Genomic DNA, 17,053 nt, shown 5'->3' on the forward strand with positions numbered 1-17,053 from the left:
GGGGCTCTCTATCAGAGTCTCGGTGTCGGTGCCCCGACGTAGACTCGAGACGTGGCATCCGACTCCTTCGTACACCTGCACGTTCACAGCGAATACTCGATGCTCGACGGTGCCGCGAAGCTCACGGCGATGACTCAGGCCGCAGCCGAGTACGGCATGCCGGCGATCGCTGTGACCGACCACGGCAACACCTTCGCGGCCTTCGAGTTCTACAACGCGGCGAAGGCCGCGGGCGTCAAGCCGATCATCGGGCTCGAAGCGTATGTGACCCCCGGTACGCACCGCAGCGACAAGACGCGCGTGCAGTGGGGATCGCCCGATCAGAAGAGCGATGACGTCTCCGGTTCCGGCGCGTACACCCACACGACGATGTGGAGTGAGACGACCGAGGGAATGCACAACCTCTTCCGTCTGAGCTCGCGCTCCAGCATGGAGGGCTACTACTTCAAGCCTCGCATGGACCGCGAGCTGCTGCAGACCTACAGCAAGGGCATCATCGCCACGACGGGCTGCCCGTCCGGCGAGATCCAGACCCGCTTGCGGCTGGGGCAGTACGACGCCGCCCGCAATGCGGCGGCCGAGTTCCAAGACATCTTCGGCAAAGAGAACTACTTCGCCGAGATCATGGATCACGGGCTCTCGATCGAACGTCGTGTCATGTCCGACCTGCTCCGCCTGTCGAAAGACCTGGGCATTCCGCTCGTCGCGACCAACGACTCGCACTACACGCATCAGCACGAGGCCGACGCACACGCGGCGCTTCTCTGCGTACAGTCGGGCTCGACGCTCGATGACCCCAACCGCTTCCAGTTCGACGGCGATGGCTACTACGTCAAGACCGCGGCCGAGATGCGGCAGATGTTCCGCGATCACCCTGAGGCATGCGACAACACGCTGCTGATCGCCGAGCGCTGCGAGGTCGAGTTCAACACCTCGGCGAACTACATGCCGCGCTTCCCGGTGCCGGACGGCGAGACTGAAGACAGCTGGCTGATCAAAGAGGTCGAAGCGGGGCTGCACTATCGCTATCCCGGCGGCATCCCCGACAAGGTGCGCAAGCAGGCCGAGTATGAGACCGGCATCATCCTTCAGATGGGCTTCCCCGGCTACTTCCTCGTCGTCGCCGACTTCATCAACTGGGCGAAGAACAACGGCATCCGCGTCGGCCCGGGGCGTGGCTCGGGTGCAGGATCCATGGTCGCGTACGCCATGAAGATCACCGACCTCGACCCGCTTGAGCACGGCCTCATCTTCGAGCGCTTCCTCAACCCCGACCGCGTCTCGATGCCCGACTTCGACGTCGACTTCGACGACCGTCGCCGCGGCGAAGTCATCGAGTACGTGACAGAGAAGTACGGATCCGAGCGCGTCGCACAGATCGTCACCTACGGCACGATCAAATCGAAGCAGGCGCTGAAAGATGCCGGACGCGTGCTTGGTTTCCCGTTCAGCATGGGGGAGCGCCTCACGAAGGCGATGCCGCCGCCCGTCATGGGCAAGGACATGCCGCTTGACGGCATGTTCAACAAGGAGCACCCGCGTTTCAAAGAGGCGAGCGAGTTCCGAGCGCTCATCGAGTCCGATCCGGAAGCGAAGACGGTCTTCGACCGCGCGCTGGGCCTCGAGGGGCTGAAGCGCCAGTGGGGCGTGCACGCGGCCGGCGTCATCATGTCTTCCGAACCGCTCCTCGACATCATCCCGATCATGCGCCGCGAACAGGACGGCCAGATCGTCACGCAGTTCGACTATCCGTCGTGCGAGGCGCTCGGGCTCATCAAGATGGACTTCCTGGGGCTGCGAAACCTCACGATCATCTCCGACGCGCTCGACAACATCCGGATGAACCGCGGAGAGGAGGTCGATCTCGAACACCTCGCGCTCGACGATCGTGGTGCGTACGACCTGCTTGCGCGCGGTGACTCGCTCGGTGTCTTCCAGCTCGACGGCGGACCGATGCGCGCACTCATGCGCCTGATGAAGCCCGACAACTTCGAAGACATCTCGGCTCTCATCGCTCTCTATCGTCCTGGCCCCATGGGAGCGAACTCACACACCAACTACGCTCTGCGCAAGAACGGGCAGCAGGCGATCACGCCGATTCACGAGGAGTTCCGGGAGTCGCTCGCCGACATCCTCAACGAGTCCTACGGTCTGATCATCTACCAAGAGCAGGTCATGGCGATCGCGCAGAAGGTCGCGGGCTTCTCGCTGGGTCAGGCCGACATTCTGCGTCGCGCCATGGGCAAGAAGAAGAAGTCCGAGCTCGACAAGCAGTTCGAAGGCTTCCAAGCAGGTATGCATGCGAATGGATACTCGGATGGCGCAATCAACGCGCTCTGGGAGATCCTGCTGCCCTTCTCCGACTACGCCTTCAACAAAGCGCACTCTGCGGCGTACGGGCTCGTCTCCTACTGGACGGCCTACCTCAAGGCGCACTATCCGGCCGAGTACATGGCTGCTCTGCTCACGAGTGTCGGCGACTCGAAAGACAAGATGGCGCTGTACCTCAACGAGTGCCGGCGCATGGGCATCAAGGTGCTGCCTCCGGATGTCTCACAGTCGATCAACTTCTTCGCCGCAGTCGGTGAAGACATCCGCTTCGGCCTCGGCGCCGTCCGCAACGTCGGCGCAAACGTCGTCGACGGCATCATCGCGTCGCGCAGCGAGGGGCCGTTCACGTCCTTCCATGACTTCCTGAACCGCGTGCCGCTGCACGTGGCGAACAAGCGCACGCTCGAGTCGCTCATCAAGGCCGGAGCCTTCGACTCCATGGGCGACACCCGCCGCGCGCTGTTGGAGATCCACGAATCCGCAACGGAAGCGGCTGTCGATCGCAAGCGCAACGAAGCCCAGGGAGCGATCGGCTTCGACTTCGACGCGCTCTACGACGACACCGAAGAGGTGGCGCCCGCAAAGGTTCCTGAACGCCCTGAGTGGACGAAGAAAGACAAGCTGGCGTTCGAACGGGAGATGCTCGGGCTCTACGTCTCCGATCATCCGCTCGCAGGTCTTGAGGTGCCGCTCGCAAAGCACGCCTCGATCTCGATCAACAACCTGCTCGAATCAGAAGATCTGCAGGATGGCGACCAGGTGACGATCGCTGGGCTGGTCACGAGCGTGCAGCACCGAGTCGCGAAGGCCAGTGGCAACCCTTACGGCATGATCACCGTCGAGGACTTCAACGGTGAGATCACCGTCATGTTCATGGGAAAGACGTACCTTGAGTTCCAGAGCACGCTGCAGGCCGACGCGATCCTGGCGGTGCGGGGTCGCATCTCGCGTCGTGATGACGGCATGAACATTCACGCGCAGTCCGCATTCACCCCCGATGTCGGCTCCTTCGACGCCGCGGGTCCCCTTGCTCTGCTGGTTGCGGAGCAGCGGGCGACGGAACGCCTGATCGGTGACCTCGCGGATGTGCTGCGCCGCCACCACGGTGAGACCGAGGTCACGCTCAAGATGCACCGCGGTGGCACCGCCAAGGTCTTCGAGGTGCCGATGCCCGTCACTGTCACCGCGGATCTCTTCGGCGAGTTGAAGTCACTTCTCGGCCCTCAGTGCCTCGGGTAGCAGCGATTCCGCGGCGCACGAGCGTGACACGCCCCCAGCACCGCTCGGGTTGCGCCCGGTAAGATCGGGTCGCGCCGGGGAGTCACCTGCGCAGATCGTCCTCACGACGAAAGGGATCCTCATGACGAACAACGATGCAGCGCCGTTCGACGAGGCGTCCCTTCCCGAGGACTCCAGCGACGATCTTTTCGACGTCGACGTCGACGTCGCACCGCAGTACGGCTACTGGGGCATCACGGTACGTGAACTGCTGATGGTCGGTGTGTGGGCGGTCGCCTTCGTCGTCTCCTTCTTCCCGCTGGGGGCGGGTGGTGCGTCCGTGTGGACGACCGGACTGCACTGGGTGCTCACCATCGGGGTGCCCACAGTCGCCCTTTTCCTCATCGTGTTGCGACGCTTCTCTCCGGAGGGGATCCGCAGGGTCGGCTCGCTCGGTATCGACCAGTTCGCGTCCGTCGCGTTCTCGGTCTCGGCGATGCTCTGGGTGCAGCATGTCTGGGACTCGGTGTCGTTCGCGCTCCGGTTGGACGGTCGCGTTCTGGGATGGGTCATGTGGGTGGAACTCACGTGCATGCTCGCCCTCGTCGTGCTCACGGTCGTGGCTCCGTTGATTCCCGGACTGCGCGAGGACTTCGAAGGCCGGATGGAGACGCTCGCCCACCGTAACGCCAACCCGATTCGACCGGTGATCGCGTACCCGACAGCGTCCTCGGCGCAGGTCGCGCCCGCCGGCTCCGCGGTCGTCGAAGGTGATGGCGGCGCAGGCGAAGGCGATGGCGTCACGGCTGACGCTGATGCGGACGCGCACGAGTCTGCCGTGGCATCCGATGAGGCCTACACGGACGTGATCGTGCCGCTCGGTGATGCCACGGCTCATGATGTGTCTGAGATTGAGCTCACCGACGACACGGAGAGCGTCGAGGGGACACAGACGGATGTCGCGCCCGTTGAGGCTGGCCAGCCGTTCTGGGCGTTGGCGCCGGAGACACGCCCGGTACATGACGAACAGGGCGATGTGCTCTTCGAGATCGGCCCGGAGGCGTGGATTCTCGTCATCGAAGATCGTGGCGGCGCCTACGTCGTCCGACATGACGACGGCCGGGTGGGCTATCTCCACGACACGACAGACATGACCAGAGGCTGAGGAGCACAATGCAGAAGATCGACCTTCGAGGCCGTTCGCTGTCCACCGCCGAGATGCTGGCCGCCGTGCCGCGCGCTGAGGCTGCGCGCGCAGAGGCGCTGGCAACCGCGGCACAGATCGTCGCTGACGTGCGCGAGCACGGTGAGAAGTCGCTGCGCGAACAGGCGGAGCGGTTCGACCGGGTGACTGATCACGCGATCCGGATCCCCGCAGAGCATGTCGCCGAAGCCGTTGCTGCTCTGGAGCCGCGGATTCGCGCAGCGCTCGAAGAGTCCATCAATCGGGTGCGCCTCGCTTCGCAGGCGCAAGTGCCCGCGTCGGTCGCGACGACGATCGCGCCGGGTGCTCAGATCGTGCAGCGCTGGCAGCCGGTGTCGCGCGTCGGCGTGTACATCCCGGGCGGGAAGGCGGTGTACCCGTCGAGCGTCATCATGAACGTCGTCCCCGCGCAGGTCGCCGGAGTCACGCAGATCGCCCTCGCCTCACCGCCGCAGTCGGATCAGGGCGGACGCATCCACCCCACGATCCTCGCCGCGGCCGGTCTTCTCGGGGTCACCGAGATCTACGCGATGGGCGGAGCCGGCGCAATCGGCGCATTCGCCTGGGGCGTGCCTGAACTCGATCTCGACCCGGTTGACGTCGTCTCCGGCCCGGGAAACAACTTTGTCGCCTCCGCGAAGCGCGCGGTCGCGGGCGTGGTCGGAACCGATTCCGAGGCAGGCGCGACAGAGATCCTGATCGTCGCGGATGCCACGGCGAACCCGCTCTACGTCGCCGCGGACCTCGTGAGCCAGGCGGAGCACGACGAGCAGGCCTCCGCCGTGCTGGTCACGGATTCCGCAGACCTCGCGGACGCCGTGCTCATCCGGGTCGCGGAGCTCGCATTGCGGACGCGGCACAGCGAGCGCGTCACCGCCGCACTCGACGGGCCGCAGTCGGCGGTCGTCCTCGTCGATGACCGCGCTGCCGCTGCCGCATTCAGCAACGCCTATGCGCCGGAGCACCTGGAACTGCACCTCGCGGATGCTGCCGCTGCCGCCGCAGACTTCACGAGCGCCGGTGCGGTTTTCGTGGGTGACCACACTCCGGTCAGCTTGGGGGACTACCTCGCGGGCAGCAACCACGTTCTGCCTACTGGCGGACAGGCACGGTATGCGCCTGGACTCGGCGCCTACACGTTCCTGCGTCCGCAGCAAGTGATCACCTACGACCGCGACGCGCTGTCCACCGTCCGGGAGGGCATTGTGGCGCTTGCGAACACCGAGGTGCTTCCCGCGCATGGCGAAGCCATCGAGGCGCGCTTTACTCACTCCGATCCGACGAAGGCGTAGGTCACCGCATGCACTGCCCGTTCTGCCGTCATTCCGACTCGCGCGTGATCGACTCGCGTACGAGTGACGATGGGCTCTCCATCCGCCGTCGGAGGCAGTGTCCGGAGTGCGGCGGCCGTTTCACGACGACGGAGACCGCAAGCCTCAACGTCATCAAGCGATCCGGCGTGATGGAGCCGTTCAGCCGGGAGAAGGTCATCAGCGGCGTGCGCAAGGCCTGCCAAGGGCGACCGGTGACCGAGGGGGATCTCGCTGTCCTCGCGCAGCGCGTGGAAGAGGCGGTGCGCCAGACGGGTGTCTCGCAGCTCGACGCGAATGAGATCGGCTTGGCGATCCTCGGACCGCTGCGCGAACTCGATGAGGTGGCGTACCTGCGATTTGCGAGCGTCTATCAGGCGTTCGACTCGCTGGAGGACTTCGAGTGCTCGATCCGCGACCTTCGTGCGGACCGTGCGAAGTCCGCGGCCGCATCCGACGAAGGGTAGCCTGAGAGGCGATGTATCCACTGCTCTTTCGCACCGTTCTGTCCCGCCTCGATCCGGAATTCGCGCACCACGCGGGCATGGCGGTCATCCGCACTCTCGGCGTACCGCCGTTCTCCTGGATCACGAGCGCACTGACGCGACCCGCGACGGGGCAGGAGGTCCGTGCGCTGGGCCTGACCTTCCCGTCGCCGTTCGGCGTGGCCGCAGGCTTCGACAAGAACGCCGTGGGGGTGCGGGGGCTTTCCGCGCTCGGCTTCGGTCACATCGAAGTGGGGACCGTGACGGCGATCCCGCAGGAGGGAAACCCGAAACCGCGTCTGTTCCGCCTGGTCCCTGATCGTGCGGTCGTGAACCGGATGGGCTTCAACAACGCGGGTGCGGAGGCCGCCGAGCGTCGACTCCAGAAGCTGCGCCGTCGACGTCCGCGCGCGGTGATCGGCGTGAACATCGGAAAGAGCCGCGTCGTCGAGGTCGAGCAGGCGACAGCCGACTACGTCTCTTCCGCGCAGAGGCTTGCGCCGCTGGCGGACTACCTGGCGGTCAACGTGTCCTCTCCGAACACCCCGGGACTCCGCGGCCTTCAGGCTGTGGAGACCCTCGCGCCGCTCCTGCAGGCGGTCAAGACTGCTGCCGGGACGACACCGCTCCTGGTGAAGATCGCCCCTGACCTGCCGGACGAGGAGATCACCGCGATCGCCGAGATGGCGGTGAAGGAGGGGCTCGCCGGAATCATCGCGACGAACACGACGATCTCCCGTGATGGTCTCCGTACCGATCCCGCCGTCATCGACGCCGCCGGAGCGGGCGGACTCTCGGGAGCGCCCCTGCGGGAGCGGTCGAGAGAAGTGCTCCGCATCGTGCGCGCCGCGGTGCCCGCCGAGTTCTGCGTCATCTCTGTGGGTGGCATCGAGACCGCGGATGATGTCCGCGAGCGCCTCGCCGCCGGGGCCACGCTGGTGCAGGGCTACACCGCATTCCTCTACCGCGGCCCGTTCTGGGCACGTCAGATCAACCGCGGACTTGCACGCGCACGCTGAGCCCCCGATACGCACGACAAAGGCGGCGAGTGTCTGAGACACTCGCCGCCTTTGTGGCATCCGCCCGAGACTACTCGGGGTACTGGCCGCGCTTGACCTGCGGCTTCGGGAGACGCATGAATCGCATCTGCAGCGAACGCATCGCGGCGTACCAGCCGAGACCCTTCTCTCGGCGCTCTGCCCCGAACTTCTCGGCGGCCTTCCGCTTGACACGCACACCGAGGAAGATCATGTTTCCGACGGCGAAGATGATGTAGACCCAGAGCACGAGGAACGACCAGTAGGCGACCGTCACGTTCGGGACGAGCGAGGCGATGATGACGAGCACCATCATCGGCATGACCCACTCACTGAGGTGCCAGCCGGCGTCCACGTAGTCACGCACCCAGCGGCGCTGCGGGCCCTTGTCGCGGACGGGAAGGTAGCGGTCGTCGCCCTTCTCCATGCCGACGCGTGCCTTCTCGCGGCGTGCCTGGAGTTCTGCGCGTGCGCGGGCGCGCTCCTCCTTCGTGTTGGCGACGAGGGGGCGCTTGCGGGCGGCCTCCTGCTCGGCGCGCGAAGGTGTCGGACGGCCCTTGCCGTGCGCTGCGTTCTCGGCGGAGTCGTCGTTCGTCGACGGTGAGACGGGGGAGTTGGCCACGAAGGCTCCTGACGTGTTGCTTTTCGGGGTTCGCCTTAAGATTACTCGCATGACATCTCCTTCTGCTTCGGTGACCGCTTCTGACGACCGCGAGAGCGCTGTGGCTGAGGCAGTCGCGACAGGGATCCCTCGCGCACTGGCAGATCTCGGCGATCTCGTGCGCATCCCGGGCATCGCGTGGCCGTCGTTCGATCAGACCCAGCTCGAGCGCAGTGCCGCCGCCGTGGCGCGCCTCGCCGAGGAGACGGGTGCGTTCGACGAGGTATGCGTCCTGCGGGCCGGGATCCCCGGAACTGACGAGAAGGGGCAGCCTGCTGTTCTGGCCACGCGCGCCGCCCGAAACGGGAAGCCGACCATTCTGCTCTATGCGCACCATGACGTGCAGCCTCCCGGAGACGACGCCCTCTGGGAAAGCCCGCCGTTCGAGCCGACTGTTCGCGACGGACGCATGTACGGGCGCGGTGCCGCGGATGACAAGGCCGGCGTGATGGCGCACATCGCAGCGATCCGTGCCGTGGGCGAGACGCTGGCAGACGACCTCGATCTGGGCATCACGCTGTTCATCGAGGGGGAGGAGGAGTACGGTTCGCGCTCCTTCGGACAGTTCCTCGACGACAACACCGACGCGTTGCGGGCGGACGCCATCGTCGTTGCTGACTCCGGCAACTGGGACTCGCAGACTCCGGGTCTCACCGTGTCACTGCGCGGAGCGGCGCGCTTCACCCTGACGGTGCGCACGCTCGACCACGCATCTCACTCCGGGATGTTCGGCGGCGCGGTTCCCGACTCGATGATGGCCACGATCCGCCTGCTCGACACGCTGTGGGATGAGAACGGGTCCGTCGCTGTCGAGGGCATGGCTGTCCGAGACGCTGAGACACCGGCGTACACGGAAGAGACGCTTCGCTCCGAAGCGGGGCTGCTCGACGGGGTGTCGCCGATCGGAGACGGCAGCATCCTCAGCCGGATCTGGAACAAGCCGGCGATCACGATCATCGGCATCGACGCGACGAGCGTGGACGCCGCCTCGAACACGCTCTCGCCCTCGACGACGGTCGTCGTCAGCGCGCGCGTCGCCCCCGGGCAGAGCGCGGAAGATGCGTATGCCGCGATGGAGGCGCACCTGCGGGCGAACGCGCCGTTCGGAGCCGAGCTCACCTTCTCGGATCTCGACCTCGGCAACGGATTCCTCGTCGACACCGCCGGATGGGCCGTGGGCGCCACCCGTGCGGCGATGAAGGACGCCTACGGTGTCGCACCCGTCGATCTCGGAGTCGGCGGCTCCATCCCGTTCATCGCGGATCTCGTCGAAAAGTTCCCCGGCGCACAGATCCTGGTGACCGGCGTCGAAGATCCGCACTCGCGTGCGCACAGCCCCAATGAGTCGCTGCATCTCGATACGTTCCGGCATGCCGTCGGCACGGAGGCGCTTCTGCTGACGCGGATGAACGAGGTCGAGCTCTCCTCCTGACTCCGCCCGCTCCGGAGGATCGAACGGTAGAATCGAGGCACTGAGTCCGTGGCGCGCGCCGCGGCCGTTCCAAGGAGCACCATGACTGACACCACTGCATCGATCGCACCGGCCCACGGCGTCACCCTGAGCGACGCGGCAGCCCTGAAGGTGAAGAGCCTTCTCGAGCAGGAGGGCCGCGATGACCTGCGTCTTCGTGTCGCCGTCCAGCCCGGCGGCTGCTCGGGTCTGATCTACCAGCTGTACTTCGACGAGCGCTACCTCGAGGGCGACGAGACGGTCGACTTCGATGGCGTGGAGGTCATCATCGACAACATGAGTGTTCCGTACCTCGACGGCGCGTCGATCGATTTCAAGGACACGATCTCCGAGCAGGGTTTCACGATCGACAACCCGAACGCGGGCGGTTCCTGCGCCTGTGGCGACAGCTTCCACTGATCCCTTAGCACACTCGCAAACTGTGTCCAACCTGCGTGGTTGGCATGAATCGGGTGTGAGGTTGCCCTAGACTTAGGGGTGCCCTGTCCGCAATCTGAAAGGTGCATCGTGCCCTCGAAACGCCGCCTTCGTTGGGTCGCTATTCCGCTGGGAGTAGCGGCAGCTGTGGCCCTGGCGGGATGTACTCCCACCGAACTCCACGGATTCCTTCCAGGCTTCGTCGAGGACGGAACGCCGGCCACGAACCAGACCGACCGTGTCGCGGCGCTCTGGGTGAACTCCTGGATCGTCCTCCTTGCCGTCGGCGTGATCACCTGGGCCCTCATGGCCTGGGCCGCGATCGCCTACCGCCGCCGCAAGGGCCAGATCGGCCTGCCGGTGCAGATGCGCTACAACATGCCGATCGAGATCTTCTACACGGTCGTGCCCTTCATCCTCGTCCTCGGCTTCTTTGCCTTCACCGCTCGTGACCAGGCGATCATCGAGACGCAGTACGAAGACCCTGACGTCGAGGTCGTCGCCATCGCCAAGCAGTGGGCATGGGACTTCCAGTACAACGGCGAAGAGAAGGACAACACAGACGCTGTCTGGAGCATGGGCGTTCAGGCTCAGCCCGACAAGGACGGCAACATCGACCAGGCGGCGCTTCCCACGCTCGTCCTGCCCGTCGACAAGGAAGTTCGCATCGAGCTTCAGTCGCGCGACGTGATCCACTCGTTCTGGATCATCGACTTCCTTTACAAGAAGGACATGTACATCGGCAAGGACAACTCCTGGTCCTTCATCCCCACTCGTGAGGGCACGTACCAGGGCAAGTGTGCGGAGCTCTGTGGTGAATTCCACTCGATGATGCTCTTCAACGTCGAGGTTGTCAGCGAAGCCGAGTACGAGGATTACCTCGCATCGCTCCGTGAGGCGGGCAACACCGGTGACATCACCGACGCCTATGACCGTCTCTCCAACCTTCCCGGCACCGGGACCAGCTCCGAGGAAGGGGAGTAAGGATCATGACGACAACTCTTCCGGGCACCACTGAGGCGCAGCCGCGCCCCACGACGCTCCCGCCGCGACAGGCCGCTCTCCTCTCTTCCACTCGTGTGGAGGAGAAGGGCAACCTGATCGTCAAGTGGATCACCTCCACAGACCACAAGACGATCGGATACATGTATCTGATCGCCTCCGTGATCTTCTTCCTGCTCGGTGGTGTGATGGCGCTTGTCATCCGTGCTGAGCTGTTCGCTCCCGGCATGCAGATCGTGCCGACGAAGGAGCAGTACAACCAGCTGTTCACGATGCACGGCACGATCATGCTGCTCATGTTCGCGACGCCGCTCTTCGCTGGTTTCGCGAATGCGATCCTGCCGCTGCAGCTCGGTGCGCCCGATGTGGCGTTCCCCCGTCTGAACGCCTTCGCGTTCTGGCTGTTCTCCTTCGGCTCGATCATCGCGGTCGCGGGCTTCCTGACGCCCCAGGGTGCGGCATCCTTCGGATGGTTCGCCTACCAGCCGCTGGCCAACGCCTCGTTCTCGCCAGGAGCCGGTGGAAACCTCTGGATGCTCGGTCTGGGCATCTCCGGTTTCGGAACGATCCTCGGCGCGGTGAACTTCATCACGACCGTGATCACGATGCGCGCTCCGGGTATGACGATGTGGCGCATGCCGATCTTCTCCTGGAACACGCTGGTCACCAGCCTCCTCATCCTGATGGCGTTCCCCGTGCTCGCCGCTGCGATCCTCTCGGCGGCAGCTGACCGTGTGCTCGGCGCTCACATCTTCGACCCGGCCAACGGCGGTGTGCTCCTCTGGCAGCACCTCTTCTGGTTCTTCGGTCACCCCGAGGTCTACATCATCGCGCTGCCGTTCTTCGGCATCGTCTCCGAGATCTTCCCGGTCTTCAGCCGTAAGCCGATCTTCGGATACAAGACTCTCGTCTACGCGACCATCGCGATCGCTGCGCTGTCCGTTGCCGTGTGGGCTCACCACATGTACGTCACCGGATCGGTTCTGCTTCCGTTCTTCGCGCTCATGACGATGCTCATCGCGGTTCCGACCGGTGTGAAGATCTTCAACTGGATCGGCACCATGTGGCGAGGTTCGGTGACCTTCGAGTCGCCGATGGTCTTCTCGCTGGGCTTCCTCGTGTCGTTCGTTTTCGGTGGTCTGACCGGCGTCATCCTGGCGTCGCCGCCGCTGGACTTCTTCCTCTCTGACTCGTACTTCGTGGTCGCGCACTTCCACTACGTCGTCTTCGGCACCGTGGTGTTCGCGATGTTCGCAGGCTTCTACTTCTGGTGGCCGAAGTGGACCGGTCGAATGCTCAATGAGCGTCTCGCCTACGTGCACTTCTGGCTGCTGTTCATCGGCTTCCACATGACGTTCCTCATTCAGCACTGGCTGGGTGTCGACGGCATGCCCCGCCGTTACGCGGACTACTCCGAGTTCGACAACTGGACGTGGCAGAACCAGGTCTCGACGATCGGTGCGATCATCCTCGGCGCCTCGATGCTGCCGTTCTTCCTCAACGTGTGGATCACGGCGCGCAAGGCTCCGAAGGTCACGGTCAACGACCCGTGGGGCTATGGCGCATCGCTTGAGTGGGCGACCTCCTGCCCGCCGCCGCGTCACAACTTCACGTCGATCCCGCGTATCCGCAGCGAGCGCCCCGCGTTCGATTTGAACCACCCGGAGGCTGCAGAGCACCCGGTCGCGGCCGCTGGTGAAGGAAAGGCCCACTAATGCGCTCCAACGTTGTTCTCTGGTGGCTCCTCGCGATCTTCTTCCTGATCGTCACCGCGGTGTACGTGGGATGGAACCTCGCGACGTACACGGATCTTCCGTTCGTCAACGCCGTGGAATGGGTCGGCACCATCGCCCTGCTCTTCTCGGCGCTGATGTCAGCGATGATCGGCTTCTACCTGTCGCGTACGCATAAGGCGCAGGGTGGCGAGCTTCCGGAAGACATCCTCACTGCGGACATCGACGACGGAGACCCTGAGCTCGGCGAGTTCAGCCCGTGGTCCTGGTGGCCGATCGTTCTCGCCGGTTCCGCAGCGGTTTTCGTTGTCGGTCTCGCTGTCGGACACTTCCTGCTCCCGATGGGTCTCGCACTCTTCGTCGTCGCAATCGTCGGCTGGGTGTACGAGTACTACCGCGGACACTTCGCACGCTGATCACAGCATCACAAGAAGGGCTCCTGGCTTCGGCCAGGAGCCCTTCTTCGTTGTACGGGAACCCGAGCGCGGGGGGCGGGGAACGCTGGCGGTGCGGGCTACGCGTGGGTGCGAATCCGCGGCACTCCGGTCGTCGGATCGACAGGGAAACGGAAGACGCCCTCGATGTTCTCGATCGGATAGCCTTCACGCACCCAGTACTCGTAGCCGCCGATCATCTCGCGCACGCTGTAGCCGAGCTCAGAGAATGCCAGTGCGCCCTTGGCGCCGGCGTTGCAGCCCGGACTCCAGCAGTACACGATCACCTCGGCGTCACGGGGGATCTCTAAGGGAGCTCGTGCAGGGATCTCGCTGTAGTGCATGTGAACTGCTCCGGCGACGCGTCCCTGCGCCCAGGCCTCGGAGGACCGGACGTCGATGATGACAGGTGATTCGCCCCGACGTTGCGCCAGGTACACGTCCCCCGGGTCCGTCTCGTAGGCGAGCTTGGCAGCGAAGTATGAGGCGCGATCGATCATGCAATCAGCGTAGGCCGTGCGCGTGAGCATGTTACGACGTTGAGTTCATGTGACTGACGTGTGCCCGCTCGGTGTGGCGTGCGCGACCGCCACACCGCCTTGCCGCCGGTACCTAGAAGCGATCGCCGACCTAAGAGCGGAGGCGATGTAGGAGCGGTGATCACGCAGGACCGGCGCCGGCTGTGACCGGCAGTGGCGGCCGGTGCACACCTGACTGTGTCGTCGCAGCAGGGAACACGTGCGAGCTTCGCGAATGGACCAGCGTCCTATCGGGCGAACGCTGAAGGCCCCGTCCAAAACGGACGGGGCCTTCAGCGTTGCGGGGGAGCGGAGTTACTCGCCACCCTCCGTGTTCTTCTTGCGAGGCTTCTTCACGGGCTCGGTCGCGATGACCGAGCTGGGCGTGTTCGGCGTCTCGCCGATGTGCTCGTCAGCTGCAGCGATCTGGTCTTCGGAGACACCAGCGCGCTGGTGGGCCTCGAGGACCTCCTGAGCGGCCGTCTCGTCCGTGTGCTCTACCGCGTGGTGAGCGTGAGCGTCAGCCGCGTCGACCTCAGCCTGCGTGAGCGGGGAGAGGCGGTCCTCGAAGAACCAGCGCGACAGCGCCGAACGGACGTTCTCGGTCCACGGGATGCGTCCCTTGGCGTTCGGGCGCACAACCAGAGGCTCGTACGTGTCGATATCGATGAGCTTCCAGCGGTCGTAGACGTCGACCGGCTGGTGAACCTCGATGAACTCGCCACCGGGGAGACGGACGATGCGGCCCGACTCGTAACCGTGCAGAACGATCTCGCGATCCTTCTTCTGCAGCGCGATGCAGATGCGCTTCGTGACGAAGTATCCGATCACCGGTCCCGCGAAGAGCAGGATCTGCAGAGCAAGGATCACGCCCTCCATGGTGAGCATGAAGTGAGTAGCCATCAGGTCGGAGGATGCCGCGGCCCAGAGAACTGCGTAGAAGATCATTCCGGCCACACCGATCGCCGTACGCGTCGCGGCGTTGCGCGGACGCTGTGCGATGTGGTGCTCGCGCTTGTCACCCGTGATCCACGCCTCGAGGAAGGGGTAGATCGCGACGGCCACGATGAAGAGACCGAGGACGAGCACGGGAACGATGATTCCGAACGACCAGGTGTGGTTGAGGAACACGACATCCCAGTTCGACGGAGCGAGACGCAGCGCGCCATCCGCGAAGCCGATGTACCAGTCAGGCTGAGTACCGGCCGAAATGGGGGACGGGTCGTAGGGGCCGTAATCCCAGAACGGAAGGATCTGGAAGAACGACGCGATCAGCACGATCACACCGAAGACGATGAACAGGTAGCCACCCATCTTCGACATGTACACGGGCATCATCGGGTAGCCCACGACGTTGTCGTTCGTGCGGCCGGGGCCTGCGAACTGCGTGTGCTTGTTGATGATCATGAGCATGAGGTGCACCGCGACGAACGCGATCACCAGCAGCGGCAGGATCAGGATGTGCAGTGTGTACAGGCGCCCGACGATGTCGGTACCCGGGAACTCGCCACCGAAGAGCAGGAAGGACGTCCAGGTGCCGATGACCGGCAGACCCTTGATCATTCCGTCGATGATGCGGAGACCGTTGCCCGAGAGCAGGTCGTCGGGGAGCGAGTAGCCCGTGAATCCCTCGGCGAGAGCCAGGATGAACAGCACGAAGCCGATCACCCAGTTCAGCTCACGCGGCTTGCGGAACGCGCCGGTGAAGAAGACGCGCAGCATGTGCACGCCGATGCCGGCGATGAACACGAGAGCTGCCCAGTGGTGGATCTGACGGACCAGGAGCCCACCGCGCACGTCGAAGGAGATACGCAGAGCGGACTCGAAGGCCGCCGTCATCTCCATGCCGCGCATGGGAGGGAACGCACCCGTGTAGTGGGTGGTAGCCATCGATGCCTGGAAGAAGAAGGTCAGGAAGGTACCCGACAGCAGCACGACGACGAAGCTCCACAGGGCGATCTCGCCGAGCATGAACGACCAGTGGTCAGGGAAGATCTTGCGACCCAGTTCCTTGACGAAGCCGGAGATGCTGGTGCGCTCGTCGATGTAGTTCGAGGCGGCACCGACGAAGCGGCCGCCGAGCGGCTTAGTCTTCGTCTCTTCGCGGACGGTTGAGGTACTCAATGGCGCTCCCAGAAGCTAGGGCCGACGGGTTCGTGGAAGTCGCTCTGCGCGACGAGGTAGCCCTCGTCATCGACAGCAATCGGCAGCTGCGGCAGCGGACGAGCTGCCGGGCCGAAGATGACCTTGGCGTGCTCCGTCACATCGAACTGCGACTGGTGGCACGGGCACAGCAGGTGGTGGGTCTGCTGCTCGTACAGGGCAACAGGGCAGCCGACGTGCGTGCAGACCTTGGAGTACGCGACGATGCCGTCGTACGACCAGCTCTTGCGCTCTTCGCTCTCGATGAGCTGCTCTGGGCGCAGACGCATCAGTAGAACGATCGCCTTCGCCTTCTCTTCGAGGTAGCCGTCGTGGTGGCTGAGCTCGGAGAGCGGCTCGGGAATCACGTGCACGGCGTTGCCGAGCTGCACATCCGCTGCACGGATGGGAGTGCCGTCGGGGTCCCGGGCAAGACGCATGCCTTCTCGCCACATCGTGTGGCTCAGCAGTGCCACGGGGTCACCCGCAATCGGGTTCTCCGGCGTGTTGAACGGAGCGAGTCCGCGGAACAGCGTGATGCCGGGAACAACCGATGCCACGAGTGCGGCGATCAGGGAGTTGCGGATCATCGTGCGGCGTCCGAAACCGGACTCCTCGTTGGCGTCAGCGAACGCCTTGATCGCTGCTTCGCGAGTGGCGTCCTTACCGCGAGTCGGGTGACGCTCCTCGATGTACTCCTTGTCCGACATGATCGCCTTGGACCAGTGGATCGCGCCGATACCGATCGCCAGAAGGGCGAAAGCGATTCCGATGCCGATGAACATGTTGTTGTGTCGGACATCGATCAGCGCGCCGCTCTCGATCGGGAACAGCATGTAGGCGGCAACCGCCCAGATGCTGCCGGCGACCGACAGGTAGAACAGGGTGTAGACCGTGCGGACCGCGGCCTTCATGGCCTTCGGGTCCTTGTCGGTCATCCGCTCGCGATGCGGCGGGAGACCCGGGTTCTGCACGGGATCGCTGACTGCGACGCCCAGCCCGGGGGAGGGCTGGTAGGCCCTGTCAAGAGCCTTCGAGTCGTCGTCGTTTGCCATGGTGCTCCTCGTACGTTCCTCTTCGATGTAGTTCG

Annotated in this window: 14 protein-coding genes; 10 read left to right on the top strand and 4 right to left on the bottom strand. The window is 64.6% G+C overall.

From position 1 onward, the window contains the following. Positions 1-99 precede the first annotated feature (99 nt). From dnaE to JOD62_RS13395, 5 genes are all read left to right on the top strand, one after another. Positions 100-3,570, top strand: coding sequence for a DNA polymerase III subunit alpha (gene dnaE / locus JOD62_RS13375; RefSeq protein ID WP_239527264.1), 3,471 nt, complete (start codon positions 100-102; stop codon positions 3,568-3,570). A gap of 121 nt (positions 3,571-3,691) precedes the next feature. Further along, positions 3,692-4,714, top strand: coding sequence for a hypothetical protein (locus tag JOD62_RS13380; protein ID WP_204939741.1), 1,023 nt, complete (start codon positions 3,692-3,694; stop codon positions 4,712-4,714). 8 nt (positions 4,715-4,722) lie between these two features. Beyond that, complete coding sequence (hisD, locus tag JOD62_RS13385; RefSeq protein ID WP_204939742.1) at positions 4,723-6,045, top strand: histidinol dehydrogenase; 1,323 nt, start codon at positions 4,723-4,725, stop codon at positions 6,043-6,045. Positions 6,046-6,053: 8 nt separating this feature from the next. Continuing rightward, positions 6,054-6,530: a transcriptional regulator NrdR gene (gene nrdR, locus JOD62_RS13390; RefSeq protein WP_204939743.1), complete on the top strand. Its 477-nt coding sequence runs from the start codon at positions 6,054-6,056 to the stop codon at positions 6,528-6,530. An 11-nt stretch (positions 6,531-6,541) separates the two neighbouring features. Continuing rightward, entirely contained in the window at positions 6,542-7,567 is a 1,026-nt protein-coding gene (locus JOD62_RS13395) for a quinone-dependent dihydroorotate dehydrogenase (protein WP_204939744.1), read from the top strand. Positions 7,568-7,637: 70 nt separating this feature from the next. On the opposite strand, the gene JOD62_RS13400 is transcribed toward JOD62_RS13395, so the two are convergent. Beyond that, positions 7,638-8,207 carry a DUF3043 domain-containing protein gene (locus JOD62_RS13400; protein WP_271171552.1) on the bottom strand — a complete coding sequence of 190 codons (570 nt, stop codon included), beginning with the start codon at positions 8,205-8,207 and terminating at the stop codon, positions 7,638-7,640. A gap of 49 nt (positions 8,208-8,256) precedes the next feature. Between JOD62_RS13400 and JOD62_RS13405 the strand changes: the two genes are divergently transcribed. The 5 genes from JOD62_RS13405 (at position 8,257) to JOD62_RS13425 (ending at position 13,285) form a co-directional block, all read left to right on the top strand. Beyond that, positions 8,257-9,678: a dipeptidase gene (locus JOD62_RS13405; RefSeq protein WP_204939746.1), complete on the top strand. Its 1,422-nt coding sequence runs from the start codon at positions 8,257-8,259 to the stop codon at positions 9,676-9,678. An 81-nt stretch (positions 9,679-9,759) separates the two neighbouring features. Then, a complete protein-coding gene (locus JOD62_RS13410; protein WP_204939747.1) occupies positions 9,760-10,116 on the top strand; it encodes a HesB/IscA family protein in 357 nt (118 codons plus the stop codon). Positions 10,117-10,224: 108 nt separating this feature from the next. Then, a complete protein-coding gene (ctaC, locus tag JOD62_RS13415) occupies positions 10,225-11,118 on the top strand; it encodes an aa3-type cytochrome oxidase subunit II (RefSeq protein WP_204939748.1) in 894 nt (297 codons plus the stop codon). Between the two features lie 5 nt (positions 11,119-11,123). Further along, positions 11,124-12,851: an aa3-type cytochrome oxidase subunit I gene (gene ctaD, locus JOD62_RS13420; RefSeq protein ID WP_204939749.1), complete on the top strand. Its 1,728-nt coding sequence runs from the start codon at positions 11,124-11,126 to the stop codon at positions 12,849-12,851. Continuing rightward, positions 12,851-13,285, top strand: coding sequence for a cytochrome c oxidase subunit 4 (locus JOD62_RS13425; protein WP_204939750.1), 435 nt, complete (start codon positions 12,851-12,853; stop codon positions 13,283-13,285). Before ctaD ends, JOD62_RS13425 begins: the two co-directional genes overlap by 1 nt. 98 nt (positions 13,286-13,383) lie before the next feature. Here the strand turns inward: JOD62_RS13425 and JOD62_RS13430 are convergent, their stop codons facing one another. The 3 genes from JOD62_RS13430 to qcrA form a co-directional block, all read right to left on the bottom strand. Next, positions 13,384-13,803 carry a rhodanese-like domain-containing protein gene (locus JOD62_RS13430; RefSeq protein ID WP_204939751.1) on the bottom strand — a complete coding sequence of 140 codons (420 nt, stop codon included), beginning with the start codon at positions 13,801-13,803 and terminating at the stop codon, positions 13,384-13,386. A gap of 333 nt (positions 13,804-14,136) precedes the next feature. Further along, positions 14,137-15,945 (bottom strand): cytochrome bc1 complex cytochrome b subunit, encoded by a 1,809-nt coding sequence (qcrB, locus tag JOD62_RS13435; RefSeq protein ID WP_204939752.1) that lies wholly within the window; start codon positions 15,943-15,945, stop codon positions 14,137-14,139. Then, entirely contained in the window at positions 15,942-17,018 is a 1,077-nt protein-coding gene (gene qcrA / locus JOD62_RS13440) for a cytochrome bc1 complex Rieske iron-sulfur subunit (protein ID WP_204939753.1), read from the bottom strand. Before qcrA ends, qcrB begins: the two co-directional genes overlap by 4 nt. Between the last annotated feature and the right edge of the window lie 35 nt (positions 17,019-17,053).

Source organism: Microbacterium keratanolyticum (genome assembly GCF_016907255.1).
Classification (GTDB): Bacteria; Actinomycetota; Actinomycetes; order Actinomycetales; family Microbacteriaceae; genus Microbacterium; species Microbacterium keratanolyticum.

Coding starts and splice junctions, on each gene's coding strand:
- dnaE (WP_239527264.1), top strand. CDS start 100: ATGCTCGACGGTGCCGCGAAGCTCACGGCGATGACTCAGGCCGCAGCC.
- JOD62_RS13380 (WP_204939741.1), top strand. CDS start 3,692: ATGACGAACAACGATGCAGCGCCGTTCGACGAGGCGTCCCTTCCCGAG.
- hisD (WP_204939742.1), top strand. CDS start 4,723: ATGCAGAAGATCGACCTTCGAGGCCGTTCGCTGTCCACCGCCGAGATG.
- nrdR (WP_204939743.1), top strand. CDS start 6,054: ATGCACTGCCCGTTCTGCCGTCATTCCGACTCGCGCGTGATCGACTCG.
- JOD62_RS13395 (WP_204939744.1), top strand. CDS start 6,542: ATGTATCCACTGCTCTTTCGCACCGTTCTGTCCCGCCTCGATCCGGAA.
- JOD62_RS13405 (WP_204939746.1), top strand. CDS start 8,257: ATGACATCTCCTTCTGCTTCGGTGACCGCTTCTGACGACCGCGAGAGC.
- JOD62_RS13410 (WP_204939747.1), top strand. CDS start 9,760: ATGACTGACACCACTGCATCGATCGCACCGGCCCACGGCGTCACCCTG.
- ctaD (WP_204939749.1), top strand. CDS start 11,124: ATGACGACAACTCTTCCGGGCACCACTGAGGCGCAGCCGCGCCCCACG.
- JOD62_RS13425 (WP_204939750.1), top strand. CDS start 12,851: ATGCGCTCCAACGTTGTTCTCTGGTGGCTCCTCGCGATCTTCTTCCTG.
- JOD62_RS13430 (WP_204939751.1), bottom strand. CDS start 13,803: ATGATCGATCGCGCCTCATACTTCGCTGCCAAGCTCGCCTACGAGACG.
- qcrA (WP_204939753.1), bottom strand. CDS start 17,018: ATGGCAAACGACGACGACTCGAAGGCTCTTGACAGGGCCTACCAGCCC.